This is a genomic window from Streptosporangium sp. CA-135522 (genome assembly GCF_050949235.1).
Classification (GTDB): Bacteria; Actinomycetota; Actinomycetes; order Streptosporangiales; family Streptosporangiaceae; genus Streptosporangium.
Genome location: NZ_CP192026.1, coordinates 8,576,080 through 8,588,654 on the forward strand (window position 1 = coordinate 8,576,080; position 12,575 = coordinate 8,588,654).

At 70.9% G+C, this 12,575-nt stretch carries 12 protein-coding genes; 9 read left to right on the forward strand and 3 right to left on the reverse strand.

From position 1 onward, the window contains the following. Positions 1 to 6: 6 nt before the first annotated feature. From ACQPYK_RS40425 to ACQPYK_RS40440, 4 genes are all read left to right on the forward strand, one after another. Complete coding sequence (locus ACQPYK_RS40425; protein WP_433258809.1) at positions 7 to 771, forward strand: ABC transporter ATP-binding protein; 765 nt, start codon at positions 7 to 9, stop codon at positions 769 to 771. Continuing rightward, positions 761 to 1,489 (forward strand): ABC transporter ATP-binding protein, encoded by a 729-nt coding sequence (locus tag ACQPYK_RS40430; protein WP_433243764.1) that lies wholly within the window; start codon positions 761 to 763, stop codon positions 1,487 to 1,489. The genes ACQPYK_RS40425 and ACQPYK_RS40430 overlap by 11 nt, the downstream gene beginning before the upstream one ends. 231 nt (positions 1,490 to 1,720) lie before the next feature. Beyond that, the gene (locus ACQPYK_RS40435; protein ID WP_433243767.1) at positions 1,721 to 2,089 is read left to right on the forward strand and encodes a phage holin family protein; all 369 of its coding nucleotides are present in this window, start codon (positions 1,721 to 1,723) and stop codon (positions 2,087 to 2,089) included. 4 nt (positions 2,090 to 2,093) lie between these two features. Continuing rightward, positions 2,094 to 3,629 (forward strand): aromatic amino acid lyase, encoded by a 1,536-nt coding sequence (locus tag ACQPYK_RS40440; RefSeq protein WP_433243770.1) that lies wholly within the window; start codon positions 2,094 to 2,096, stop codon positions 3,627 to 3,629. Between the two features lie 30 nt (positions 3,630 to 3,659). Here ACQPYK_RS40440 and ACQPYK_RS40445 read toward each other — a convergent pair whose 3' ends face one another. Continuing rightward, positions 3,660 to 4,613 (reverse strand): LacI family DNA-binding transcriptional regulator, encoded by a 954-nt coding sequence (locus ACQPYK_RS40445; protein WP_433243773.1) that lies wholly within the window; start codon positions 4,611 to 4,613, stop codon positions 3,660 to 3,662. Positions 4,614 to 4,841: 228 nt separating this feature from the next. On the opposite strand from ACQPYK_RS40445, the gene ACQPYK_RS40450 reads away from it, so the two are divergent. The 3 genes from ACQPYK_RS40450 (at position 4,842) to ACQPYK_RS40460 (ending at position 7,792) form a co-directional block, all read left to right on the forward strand. Then, positions 4,842 to 5,732 carry an amidohydrolase family protein gene (locus ACQPYK_RS40450; RefSeq protein WP_433243776.1) on the forward strand — a complete coding sequence of 297 codons (891 nt, stop codon included), beginning with the start codon at positions 4,842 to 4,844 and terminating at the stop codon, positions 5,730 to 5,732. A gap of 52 nt (positions 5,733 to 5,784) precedes the next feature. Continuing rightward, positions 5,785 to 6,294 (forward strand): cysteine dioxygenase, encoded by a 510-nt coding sequence (locus tag ACQPYK_RS40455; RefSeq protein WP_433243779.1) that lies wholly within the window; start codon positions 5,785 to 5,787, stop codon positions 6,292 to 6,294. Between the two features lie 208 nt (positions 6,295 to 6,502). Beyond that, positions 6,503 to 7,792: an alkaline phosphatase gene (locus ACQPYK_RS40460; RefSeq protein WP_433243782.1), complete on the forward strand. Its 1,290-nt coding sequence runs from the start codon at positions 6,503 to 6,505 to the stop codon at positions 7,790 to 7,792. Between the two features lie 18 nt (positions 7,793 to 7,810). Here ACQPYK_RS40460 and ACQPYK_RS40465 read toward each other — a convergent pair whose 3' ends face one another. Both ACQPYK_RS40465 and ACQPYK_RS40470 read right to left on the reverse strand, forming a co-directional pair. Next, positions 7,811 to 8,908, reverse strand: a complete 1,098-nt coding sequence (locus ACQPYK_RS40465; protein WP_433243785.1) for a glycerophosphodiester phosphodiesterase — start codon at positions 8,906 to 8,908, stop codon at positions 7,811 to 7,813. 130 nt (positions 8,909 to 9,038) lie between these two features. Then, a complete protein-coding gene (locus ACQPYK_RS40470) occupies positions 9,039 to 10,250 on the reverse strand; it encodes a CynX/NimT family MFS transporter (RefSeq protein WP_433243788.1) in 1,212 nt (403 codons plus the stop codon). Positions 10,251 to 10,588: 338 nt separating this feature from the next. Between ACQPYK_RS40470 and pcaB the strand changes: the two genes are divergently transcribed. Together pcaB and pcaC are read left to right on the forward strand one after the other, a co-directional pair. After that, a complete protein-coding gene (gene pcaB, locus ACQPYK_RS40475; RefSeq protein WP_433243791.1) occupies positions 10,589 to 11,926 on the forward strand; it encodes a 3-carboxy-cis,cis-muconate cycloisomerase in 1,338 nt (445 codons plus the stop codon). 89 nt (positions 11,927 to 12,015) lie between these two features. Next, positions 12,016 to 12,486, forward strand: coding sequence for a 4-carboxymuconolactone decarboxylase (gene pcaC, locus ACQPYK_RS40480; RefSeq protein WP_433243794.1), 471 nt, complete (start codon positions 12,016 to 12,018; stop codon positions 12,484 to 12,486). Positions 12,487 to 12,575 lie beyond the last annotated feature (89 nt).

The window sequence follows — 12,575 nt, forward strand, 5'->3', positions numbered from 1 at the left end:
CGGACGATGCTGCAGCTGGACAACGTGGTGATGCGCTTCGGCGGCGTCACCGCGCTGAAGAATGTGGACTTCACCATCAACGAGGGGGAGATCTTCGCGCTGATCGGCCCGAACGGTGCGGGCAAGACCACGGTGTTCAACGTGATCACCGGCGTCTACCAGCCGACCGAGGGACAGGTGCGCTTCCAGGGCGAGAAGATCAGCGGCGTCAAACGCTTCAAGATCACCAAGCGGGGTATCGCCCGGACCTTCCAGAACATCCGGCTGTTTCACAACATGACCGCGATCGAGAACGTCATGGTCGGCGCCGATGCCCACCACCGCGCGGGCATGGTCAGCGTGGCGCTGGGCCTGCCCTGGCACCGCCAGGCCGAACGGCAGGGCCGGCAGCTGGCGATGGAGCTGCTCGACTTCGTCGGGATCGCGCACCGGGCCGAGCACGCGGCCAAGAACCTGCCCTACGGCGACCAGCGCCGGCTGGAGATCGCCCGGGCGCTGGCCACCCAGCCCAAGCTGCTGCTGCTGGATGAGCCGGCGGCCGGGATGAACCCGGCCGAGAAGGTCGCGCTGCAGCAGCTGATCCGCGACATCCGCGACGCCGGCCGCACCATTTTGATCATCGAGCATGACATGAGCCTCATCATGGGCATCAGCGACCGGATCGCGGTGCTGGACTTCGGCCAGAAGATCGCCGATGGGCTGCCGGATGAGGTGCGAAACGACCCCCGGGTCGTCGAGGCGTATTTGGGGGCTCCGGCCGATGCTTCTTGAGATCAACGACATTCGTGTCCACTACGGCAAGATCGAGGCGCTCAAGGGCATCTCGGCGCAGGTGAACGAGGGCGAGATCGTCACGCTGATCGGCGCCAACGGGGCGGGTAAGACCACCACGCTGAAGACGATCTCGGGGCTGCGGGGTCTGTCGTCGGGCAGCATCGTCTTCGACGGCGTCGATATCAGCAAGATGGCCGGGCACAAGCGGGTGATGGCCGGGCTGGGGCAGGCGCCCGAGGGTCGCGGGGTGTTTCCCGGGATGACGGTGCACGACAACCTGCTGATGGGTGCCTACTCCCGCTCGGGTGACTTCACCGCCGATCTGGCGGAGGTCTATGAGCTGTTTCCGCGGCTGGCCGAGCGGCGGACCCAGATGGGCGGCACGATGTCGGGGGGTGAGCAGCAGATGCTGGCCATCGGCCGGGCGTTGATGGCCAAGCCGAAGGTGTTGTTGCTGGATGAGCCGTCGATGGGGCTGGCGCCGTTGATGGTGCAGCAGATCTTCACCATCATCGAGGAGATCAACCGGCGGGGGACCACGGTGTTGCTGGTGGAGCAGAACGCTCAGCAGGCGCTCAAGCTCGCGCATCGGGCGTATGTGCTGGAGACCGGCAAGGTCGTCAAGAGCGCGCCGGCGGCCGAGTTGCTCAACGATCCCGATGTCCAAGCCGCCTACCTCGGCGGCGGCCATGGGGGGCCGAGCAAGGCGGGTTGACCTGGTGATCCCGGGAGGGATCCTCGTCCGCAGGGAGGACGACGGACCGCCCGCGAAGGCTTTACCCTCTGATCACGTGTAGTCATCGAGGGGGCCTCACGCGTTCTTCGCGTCCGTCCGTCGTCGTCCTGGCGATCACGGCGGCCACACAGCATTTAGTGTCCTGATATATCCGCTTTTAACAGAGCGGATCTATCGCCCGTCCGATCTCCCATGCGAGGATCCCGAATCGTGAGAATCATCATCAAGATCCTGGCTGTGGCGGCCGCCCTGTGGGTGGCCACCCAGCTCGTGGCCGGCATCACGGTCTCCGCGGCCTCCACCACCGAGAAGGTCGGCACGCTCCTGGCGGTCGCCCTGCTGTTCGGCGTCGTCAACACGGTTCTCAAGCCGGTCATCAAGCTCTTCGGCTGCGCCTTCTACGTGCTCACCCTCGGCCTGTTCGCCCTGGTCGTGAACGCCGGCCTGCTGCTGCTGACGAGCTGGATCGCCGCCCAGGCCCACCTGTCCTTCCACGTGGAGGGCTTCTGGGCCGCGTTCTGGGGCGCGATCATCGTCGGCGTGGTGAGCTGGCTGCTCGACCTGATCTTCGGCGACTGACCCGATGACCGTTGTCCTTGACGGCGCCCGCCTGACCTGTGAGGAGGTTCATCGGGCAGCACACGGCTCCGGAGTCGTGCTGGGCTCCACCGACCGCGCCGAGATCGCCTGGCGGACCGCCCGTTCACTCAACGGCCCGCTGTACGGCCAGACCACCGGGGTGGGCGCCAACAAGGACGTCGCGGTCGAGGCCACCGGCCTCGATCTGCTCCGCAGCCACGCCGGCGGCGCCGGCCCCCTGATCGACGAACCGCGCGCCCGCGCCACCCTGGTGGTTCGCCTCAACCAGCTCCTCACCGGCGGCTCCGGCCTCAACCCCGGCCTTCTCCCCGTGCTCGCCGCCGCCGTCAACCGGGGTTTCACTCCTCCGATCCGCACCTACGGTGCCATCGGCACCGGCGACCTCACCGCGCTGGCCACCACCGCCCTCTGTCTCCTCGGCGAGCTCGACTGGAGGTCGCCCGCCGGGCCGGCGGACGGCCTCGCGCCCCGATTCCCGCTGACCTCCGGCGACGCTCTGCCCTTCATCAGCTCGGGCGCGGCGACCCTGGCGGACGCGGCGCTCGCCTGTCATCGTCTGAGAACCGTCCTCACCGCCACCACGGCCGTCGCGGCCCACTCCTTCCGGGCGATCGACGCCTCACTCGAACCGTTGGCACAGGCCGTACAGCGCAGGCCTGACCAGGCGGCGGTCGCGGCCGGGCTGCGTACCCTGATCGGCGCCACCACCCCGCGGCGAGTCCAGGACCCCTATGGCTACCGTGCACTCCCCCAGGTCCACGGCGCCGCCCTCGACGCCCTCGACCGGGCGGAGCGGGCCATCACCGAGGAGCTCAACGCCGCTCCGGAGAATCCGCTGATCGCCGACGGCCGGGCCTGGCACAACGGCAACTTCCACTCCGCCCAGGTGGCCCTCGCCCTCGACGCCCTGCGAGCCGCCCTGGTGCAGACCGCGTCGCTGAGCGCCGCCCGGCTCACCACCCTGACCGACCCCGTCCACACCGGGCTGCTGCCCTTCCTCGCCGAGCGGCCCGGCCTGTCCGGTGTGATGATCCTCGAATACGTCGCCCACTCCGCGCTGGCCGACCTGCGCCAGCTGGCCGCCCCGGTCACCCTGGGCACCGCTGTGCTGTCCCTGGGCACCGAGGACCACGCGAGCTTCACCCCGCAGGCCGCGCGCTCCACACTCTCGGCCATCGAGCCCCTGGAGGTGGTCCTGGCCTGCGAGCTGGTCACGGCCGTCCGGGCGCTGCGCCGGCGCGGCCTGCCCTGCGACGTCGGTCTGGACCTCCGGATGGCCGACCGCCCCCTCGACTCCGACCTCGACAGAGCGCGCGAGCTGCTGCCCGGCCTCGTGCACCGGCTCCGGCCGGACGCCGGAGCCCAGAGCACAGCTCAAACGGAGGTCCAGACCGTGGCCCAGGCAAAGGTCCAGACCGTGGCCCAGACCACAGCTCAGACGGAGGTCCAGACCGTGGCCCAGACCACAGCTCAGGCGGAGGTCCAGGCGGAGAGCGCGCTGCTGCCCGGCCTCACCTGACGGCGGGCGGTCCGGGAGACCGGGGCCCGCTCAGCCCACCGAGCCGCGTTCGCGCAGTTCGGGGGCTTGGACGATCCGGCGGCGGCGGGTGTTGCCGTCGGCGGCGGCCACGACCATGCGGACGGCCGCGCGGACGATGCCGTCGATGTCCCAGTCGACCGTGGTCAGTCCCGGGCTGAGCAGCCCCGACATCGGGTGGTCGTCGTAGCCCATCACCGACACGTCGGCGGGGATGCGCAGGTTCCGTTCGGCCGCTGCCGCGTACACGCCATAGGCGATCGAGTCGGAGAAGCAGAAGAACGCCCGGTGCCCGTCGGCGAGCATCCGCCGGGCGACGTCCGTGGCGGCGGTCAGCGCCTGGGGCGCGGTGACCACCTCGATGTCCAACCCCAGCCGTCCCGCCTCGGCCAGGACGTGCACGTCGGCGGGTCGGTCGGGGGTGCTGGCCCGGGTGGGGGTCAGGACGGCGACACGCCGATGTCCCCGCTCGCGCATGTGCTCCAGCGCCAGGGTCACACCTGCGCGGTTGTCGAAGACGACCTCTCCCGCGGTGCGAGCTCCGGCCAGCGCGTCACCGATCGCCACCACCGGCAGGCTGTCGCACAGCTCGCTCCACAGGGGCGCCGCCGGATCCACCGGCTGCACGATGAGGGCGTCCACCCGCTGGTCACGTAGCTGCCGGGCCAGTGTGCGCTCCCGGCCCGGGTCGCCGGTGGCGTCCAGGATCAGCGCATAGCGATCGTTGTCCTTCAGCGCGCGGCCGATGCCGACGGCAAGGGCCTGCTGCCAGAGGTCCTCAAGGGAGCCGCAGAGCAGGCCGATCATCCCGGTCCGGCCGCTGGCCAGCGCGCGGGCGATGGGGTCGGCTTCGTAGCCGAGTTCGGCGGCTGCCCGGCGCACCCGCTCCATGGTCTCCTCGGAGACCTGCATGCCTCGCAGGGCATACGAAACCGAGGCCGGGGAAAGGCCGGTGGCCTGCGCCACCTCGCGTATCGTCGCTCGTTTTCGGGGCTGGGGCACCCCGCCAGCCTATGCCTCCGGCCCTCTCTCCGGGCGTTCTCCGCCAGATAGCGGCGGTTCGGGGCATTGACACAATATAAGGTGAAGCGGTTCACTGAAACGGTTCACTGAAACGTGTAACCAAGAACGTAGCAAGGTCAGACTGGTTACCTATATTCTAGGTAGGGAATACTAGAAAGGGGGAGGGGAAAAGTGACCGTCGACGTACATCAGCATCTGTGGACGCCCGCGTTCGTGGACGCGCTCCGGCGCCGCACGACCTCGCCGCGCCTGGACGGCTGGACCCTCCACCTGGACGGCGAGCCTCCCTACGAGGTCGATCCCGGCGATCACGACCTCACCGGGCGCCTGGCGCTGAACGCCGGACTCGACCTGGCCCTGGTGTCGCTGTCCAGCCCGCTGGGCATCGAGTCGCTGCCACCCGACGACGCCTGGCCGATCATCGACGCCTACCATGCGGACGCCCTCGCCCTGCCCGCCCCGTTCGGCGCCTGGGCCGCGACCTGCCTCAGCGAGATCGACCCGTCCAGGCTCGCCAAGGCCCTGGACCAGGGGCTGGCCGGGCTCCAGCTGCCCGCGACCGCCATACGGACCGAAGAGGACCTGGCGAGGGTCGCCCCGCTGCTCGACGCGCTCACCGACCGCGACCTGCCGCTCTTCGTCCATCCCGGGCCGGCCGCCACGCCCGGGGGGCCCGGCTGGTGGCCCGCCGTCGTGCCGTACGTGCAGCAGATGCACGCCTCTTGGTACGCCTTCACCGCGTTCGGCCGCCCCCGCCACCCCGGCCTGCGAGTCTGCTTCGCACTGCTGGCCGGACTGGCTCCGCTCCACTCTGAGCGGCTGATCAACCGCAGCGGTGAGAGCCGGGGACTGGTGGACCCCGGGATGTTCGTGGAGACCTCCTCCTACGGCCCGCGAGCCATCGACGCGATCGTCCGCGAGCTCGGCATCGACGTCGTGGTCAACGGGTCCGACGAGCCCTATGCCAGGGCCCCCGACCCCGCGCTCGGCGACGCCGCCCGGCACGCCGTCGCGGTCACCAATCCCAGCCGTCTGCTGAACCGGAAGGAGTCGCGCAAGTGAACGTGAACCAGTCCCAGGGCCGTGAGCGCTGTGCGCTCCGAGGAGGCCGGCGATGAGCTACGAAGCCCTGCCCACCCGCACTCTCGACCGGCGCGAGCTCCGCGACCTGGTCGACCAACTGGCCGCGGACCCGTCCCGGTGGGAGGACGAGGTGAGCTTCTCCGAAGAGGGAGGCCGCCACTACGCCTCCCTCTACCGGGACGCCTACGTCGACGTCTGGCTGTTGTGCTGGCGGCCGGAGGACGACACCGGCTGGCACGACCACGACATCTCCTCCGGCGCGGTCCGGGTGGTGGCCGGGACCCTGCTGGAATGCAACCCCCGCATCGGCGGCGAGCACCTGGAGACCACGATCTCGGCGGGCGAGTCGTTCTCCTTCGGCCCCGACCACATCCACCGGCTGACCGGCGCGGTGGACGGCAGCGTCTCGATTCACGCCTACTCGCCGCCGCTGTGGCGCCTGGGCCAGTACTCCATCAGCGACAGCGGCGTGATGCGCCGCGTCTCGGTCAGCTACGCCGACGAGCTGCGTCCCATGGACGAGGAGGTGGCCGTCGCCTGAGGCCCGTCCCCGGATGCCTCCGGGTCGGGAGCGCCCGGCCGCGGTCACCGTCCCCGCGGCCGGCGTGCGGCCCGAAGCGCGCCCGGCGACCGGTGTACTGTTCGGCGCCACGCCCCCCGGCGTTCATCGCCGATTAGCCCACAACCCGTAACGTCCCGTTCGCTCTAAAAAAATGTATGTATGTATGGGACTATTTGTAGGGGTTTTCGTGAGCTCTTCTCGTAACCGCGTCCGGCGGCTGCTTCCCGTTGCGACGGTGGCCGTGGCTTCCGCGGTGGTCACCACGGTGCTCAATCCCGTCTTGTTCGCCAACGCCGACACGGCCGGGGGCCCCGGCCATGGCGGCCGGGCCAAGAGCGTGATCTTCATTAACGGTGACGGCATGGCCGCCGCCCACCGTGAGGCCGCGCGCCTGTACCTGACCGGCTTCGACGGGCAGCTCGGCATGGACCAGCTTCCCGTCTCCGGGCAGCTGACCACCAGCCCTCGCGACCCCAAGACCGCCGTCACCGACTCCGCCGCGGCGGCCACCGCGTGGTCCACCGGCGAGAAGACCTACAACGGCGCCATCGGCGTCGATGTGGACGGCAGGCCGTTGCCCGTCCTCGGCCAGCAGGCCAAGGCCGCCGGGAAGTCCACCGGCCTGGTCACGACCGCGCAGGTCACCGACGCCAGCCCCGCCGCGTTCTTCTCCCACACCGTCAACCGCTCCGCCCAGGACGAGATCGCCCGCCAGTACATCTCCGAGACCAAGCCCGACGTCATCCTGGGCGGCGGCGAGGACTGGTGGCTGCCGGCCGACACCGCCGGCGCCTGGCCGGACAAGCCCGCCGAAGACCCCAGCGAAGGCAGCCGCGGCACCAAGGGAAACCTCATCCAGCAGGCCCAGAGCGCGGGATACCAGTACGTGTCCACCGCCGACGACCTTGCGAGCGCCAAGCGCGGCAAGCTGCTCGGCCTGTTCAGCAACGAGGAGATGTTCCAGCAGCGGGTCGAGGGCGACGGCGACGTCTACGCACCGGCCGTGGACCTGGCCACCATGACCGGCAAGGCCCTGGACACCCTCAGCACGAACAAGAAGGGCTTCTTCCTCCTCGTCGAGGAGGAGGGCATCGACGAGTTCGCCCACGAGAACAACGCCACCCGCATGCTGCAGGCGATGGCCTCCCTGGAGAAGGCCGTCAAGGTCGCCCGTAACTACGTCGCCGCCCACCCCGACACCCTGCTGGTCATCACCGGCGACCACGAGTGCGGTGGCCTGACCGTGGAGGACACCTCCGCCACCGACGAGACGGGGACCAGCCCGTCCACCGAGGACGGGCCGTTCCCCGTCAAGGGCAGCAACCTTCAGTTCAACCTGGACTGGACCACCAGCGGGCACACCGGCGTCGACGTCCCCGTCACCGCTACCGGCCCGCTGTCCGAGCTCTTCACCGGCAAGCACCCCAACACCCACGTCCACGACGTGCTCGCGCGGATCCTCACTGCCGGGCGCTGACCGGCATCCGGCGGGACGCTAGAGAACCCGCTCCCTGACGGCCCGGGCCACGCCCGGGTCGTCGGCGAAGACACCGTCCAGGCCGAGCCGGTAGAGCTTCTCCAGCCAGCCCATCACGTCACCCGTGGCACGCGGGAAGGCGGGATTGGTCGGATCGCCGAGCCGGAAGTCCACCGGCAGCTGGGAGTTCTCGTTCCTGATGGTCCAGGTGTGGACCATCAGGCGAGCACGGTGGGCGTCGTCGATGAGCGTGGTGGGCGGCAGGAGGCGGCCGTCGGGACCGGTCGGAACGATCCGCCGGGTGTCCACGCCGATGCCGTCGGCGTAGTCCGCCACCTCGCGCAGCCCCTCGGGGGTGACCATGGTGTCGTAGGTGCGCGGGTCTCCGGACGCCGTCCAGTCGTAGGGGGCGCCGGTGGCGGTGATGAGCTGGATCAGCGGCAGCCGCGTCTTCTTCCTGAGCTCGCGCAGGTTGGCGGTCTCGAACGACTGGATGAAGACCGGGTCGTGCCGTCCGCGCCAGCCGTACCGGCCGAGCGTCTCCAGCAGCGGCTCCTCCAGGGACAGCCCGATGGAGTCGAAGTAGGTCGGGTGCTTGGTCTCCGGATAGACGCCGACGCCGTGGCGCTGCGCGAGCCGGACGATCTCCTCGAAGGTCGGGATCTGCGCCAGGCCGTTGAAGACGGTGTTGTCCGGACGCAGGTCGGGAACGCGCTCCTCGGCCTTGAGCGTCCTCAGCTCGTCGAGGGTGAAGTCCTCGGTGAACCAGCCGGTCACCGGGCGCCCGTCGACCGTCTTCGTCGTACGGCGGGCCGCGAACTCGGGGCGGCTCTCGACGTCGGTGGTGCCGGAGATCTCGTTCTCGTGCCGGGCGACCAGCACATGGTCCTTGGTGGAGACCAGATCGGGCTCGATGTAGTCGGCGCCGAGCGCGATCGCGGTCTCGTAGGAGAGCAGCGTGTGTTCGGGCCGGTGCGCGCTGGCGCCCCGGTGGCCGATGACGATGGGTTCGCGACCACGGCGCTCGGCCGTCGCGGGTTCGGGTTGGTGCAGCACGGTCGCGACGGTACCGCTCACGAGGACGGCCAGCACCACGGGCAGGATTCTACGGATCATGCGATGGACCGTAGGCTCCGGAGGTGGCCGTCAGGTGCCTTCGACACGACCACGGGATGCCTTCGACGCGACCGTCGCGGCGCATCGGGGTGCCCGGACGCGCCGGGAGTCGTATCGCTCCCTGTTCGGCCTATTCGGCGGCGATGACGGGACGTGTCCTGTCCGAGCCGGTGGCCGGCGTCGGGCGGCCGGCCAGGAACCCGGCGACCAGTTGCAGCCCGCACGCGCCGAGCCCGGCCAGCAGTGGCAGCGTCCAGCCCCCAGAGCTCTGGCGGAGCAGCCCGATGAGGAACGGCCCGAGCGCCGCCAGCACGTATCCGGCGGACTGGGCGACGGCCGACAGGGCCGTGACCGAGGCGGGATCGGGAGCGCGCAGCGCGATGATCAGCAGGGCGAGGGCGATCGAGGCGCCCTGCCCCAGGCCGAGCACGGTCATCCAGAGCCAGGGGGCGGTCGCCGGCGCGAGCAGCACTCCGGCGTAGCCCGCGACGGTGAGCACGGTCGCGACCGTCACGTGCGGCACCTGCGAGCGGGCCCTGCCCGCGAGGACCGGCACCGTGAGCGTGGCCGCCATCTGCGCCAGGTTGGTCAGGCCGAGCATGTAGCCCGCCTGGTCGGCGGGGAGCCCCGCGTCGCGGAAGATCGTGGGCACCCAGGCGAGCATGATGTAGAAGGTCAACGACTGAAGGCCCATGTACGCGGTGACGAACCAGGTCACCCGGTTGCGCAGCAGTGCGCGGAACGGCCGGGGCGCGGTCCCGGCGCGCGCCGGGGACCGCAACGCCTGGGGCAGCCAGAGCACGGCCGCCGCCACGGCCGGGAGCGCGGCCATCGCCGTCGTCTCACGCCAGCCGTACCCGGTGACATGCTCCAGCGGCACCGTCAGCCCGGACGCGACGGCGGCGCCCAGCACGAGGCCGGAGACGTAGACCGAGGTGAACAGGCCGACCTGGGAGGGGAAGTGCTGCTTGACGACGGCGGGCATCACCACGTTCATGATGGCGATCGCCGTGCCGGCGACGGCGGCACCCGCGTAGAGGGCGGGGACGCTCCCGGAGGCGCGCAGCACCACCCCGGCGGCCACGATCAGCAGCCCGGCCAGCAGCGTGCGATCCAGGCCGAACCGGCGGGCCAGCGGTGGGGCGAGCGGAGCCAGGACGCCCAGGCAGACCACCATCACCGTGGTGATCGCCCCGCCGCCGGCCGCGCTCAACCCGAGATCGGCCATGATCTCGCCCAGCACCGGAGAGACCCCGGCCAGCGCGGGCCTGAGGTTGAGCGAGGCGAGCACGAACCCCGCGATCAGCAGGATCCGCGACAGCCTGTGCCCCCGGTCAGTCATTGCCCCACTTTCCCACAGCCCGGACATAGTTGATCAGATAGGCCGCTTCGCGACATCTTCCTCATCGGCATCCGGTCGATCGGCATCCGGTCGATCGGCATCCGGTCGATCGGCATCCGGTCGATCCCGGGAAGAGGGCACGCGGCGCGCTCTGCCGAGGTATGCCCGCCCGGAGATTGACCTCCCGACGGAAGGGTCATTATGTTCGCTTAGGGAACATTCGTCCGCATGGCGAACATGCGAGGGCTGGGTGCCGTTTTGAAAGGCCTTCGACGTTTACCACGACGCTTACCCGCCTACGTGACACTCTGTCGACATCACCACAACCGGAGGTAAACATGACCTCGTCGGCACGCGACGGACTGTTCTCGGGGATGTTCGCCAGGGGCGGGGCCGCGCCCGAGGTGTCGGACGCGGCGTGGCTGGCCGCGATGCTGGACGTCGAGGCCGCACTGGCCACCGCCCAGGCGGGAATCGGCCTCGTCCCGGACGAGGCGGTCGCGGCGTTGGAGGAGGCCTGCCGGCCGGAGCTCTTCGACCTCGTCGAGCTGGGCAGCAGGGCGGCACCGACGGGAAATCCGGTGATTCCCCTGGTCGCCGCCCTACGCGAGCGGGTCAAGCCCGAGCTGCGAAGGTTCGTGCACTACGGCGCGACCAGCCAGGACATCAACGACACGGCCACGATGCTGGTGGCCTGCCGGGCCCTCGCCCCGCTCCTGGCCGATCTGTCCGCCTGCGCCGCCGCGTGCGCGCGGCTGGCCGCCGAGCACCGTGACACCGTGATGACCGGGCGCACGGTCCTGCAGCACGCCGTGCCGATCACCTTCGGGCTCAAGGCCGCGGGCTGGCTGAGCGCGCTGGACGGGGCGTGGGCGGAGCTGGCGGAGCTGCGCCTGCCCGTCCAGTACGGCGGGGCGGCGGGCACCCTGTCCGTCCTCGGCGACCGCGGCCACGAGGTGCCGCCGCGCCTGGCGGCCGAGCTGGGGCTGGCCGAGCCGGTTCTTCCCTGGCACACCGACCGCACCCCGGTCGCCCGGCTGGCCTGCGCCCTCGGCATGGCCTCCGGCACGCTCGGCAAGATCGCGACCGATGTGAAGCTGCTGGCCCAGACCGAGGTGGCGGAGGCGGCCGAGCCGTCGGCGCCCGGGCGGGGCGGCTCCAGCGCGATGCCGCACAAGCGCAACCCGGTGGGCGCGATGTCCGCGCTCGCCTGCGTCCAGCGCGTTCCCGGCCTGGTGGCCTCGGTGCTCGGCGGCATGCTCCAGGAGCACGAGCGCGCCGCCGGCCCCTGGCAGGCGGAGTGGGAGACGCTCAGCGAACTGCTCCGGCTCACCGGCAGCGCCGCGTCCTGGCTCCGCGAGGTGCTGGAGGGCCTGACCGTCGACCCCGCGCGGATGCGGGCCAACATGGACGCGACGAGAGGGCTGCCGATGGCCGAGCACGTCGTCGCCCGGCTCGGCGGCACCCCCGAGGCGCGCGGCCTGGTGGACGCCGCCTGCGCCCGGGCCGTCGAGGAGGACCTGCCGCTGCGGGAGGCTCTGCTGGCCGACCCCGGCATGCGCCTGACCCCGCGGGAGCTGGACGCCGCCCTGGATCCGGCGGGTTACCTCGGCTCCGCCGCGACCTTCGTCGCCCGGGCGCTCGAAGCCCACCCGCCCGGGCCAACGCCCAGATGAACCAGGCGAACGCCAAGTCGAACCGGGCGAACGTCAAGTTGAACACCGCGCCTCGCGGGGTGCTCGCGCACAGGACAGGGAGCCGACAGATGGACATATGGAGCGCCGGAGACGCGACGCGCCGGGCCGTACTGGGCGATGAGCACGTGGACCGCGCCACCGCGGACGCCACGCCGTTCACCGCCGACTTCCAGGAGCTCATCACCAAATACGCCTGGGGGGAGATCTGGGGACGTCCCGGGCTGGATCGGCGCACCCGCAGCTGCCTGACCCTCGCACTGCTGACCGCGCTCGGACACGAGCACGAGCTGGCCATGCACGTCAGGGCGGCGCTCCGCGTCGGGCTCACCGAGGAGGAGATCAAGGAGGTACTGCTGCACACCGCGGTGTACGCGGGCGTGCCCGCGGCCAACCGCGCGTTCGCGGTGGCGAAGGCCGCGCTGGAGTCCGGCCGTACCGAGCGGGAGGATGACCCCGGGGCCGGGGAAGCCGAGGACGGCCGTACCGAGCGGGAGGATGACGCCGGGGCCGGGAGGGCCGAGGACGGCCGGACCGGCTGACCACGGCTCCGACCACGCGCGGCGGGGCCGCTCCGGGGCGCCGCCGGCCCGCGCCCGCGCACGCGGCTCCTGGATCATGACAACGTTGT

Bases quoted from the DNA above. Each gene is read 5' to 3' on its own strand.
- ACQPYK_RS40455 (WP_433243779.1), top strand. From the start codon at position 5,785: ATGAGCTACGAAGCCCTGCCCACCCGCACTCTCGACCGGCGCGAGCTC.
- ACQPYK_RS40465 (WP_433243785.1), bottom strand. From the start codon at position 8,908: ATGATCCGTAGAATCCTGCCCGTGGTGCTGGCCGTCCTCGTGAGCGGT.
- ACQPYK_RS40430 (WP_433243764.1), top strand. From the start codon at position 761: ATGCTTCTTGAGATCAACGACATTCGTGTCCACTACGGCAAGATCGAG.
- ACQPYK_RS40425 (WP_433258809.1), top strand. From the start codon at position 7: ATGCTGCAGCTGGACAACGTGGTGATGCGCTTCGGCGGCGTCACCGCG.
- ACQPYK_RS40470 (WP_433243788.1), bottom strand. From the start codon at position 10,250: ATGACTGACCGGGGGCACAGGCTGTCGCGGATCCTGCTGATCGCGGGG.
- ACQPYK_RS40440 (WP_433243770.1), top strand. From the start codon at position 2,094: ATGACCGTTGTCCTTGACGGCGCCCGCCTGACCTGTGAGGAGGTTCAT.
- pcaB (WP_433243791.1), top strand. From the start codon at position 10,589: ATGACCTCGTCGGCACGCGACGGACTGTTCTCGGGGATGTTCGCCAGG.
- pcaC (WP_433243794.1), top strand. From the start codon at position 12,016: ATGGACATATGGAGCGCCGGAGACGCGACGCGCCGGGCCGTACTGGGC.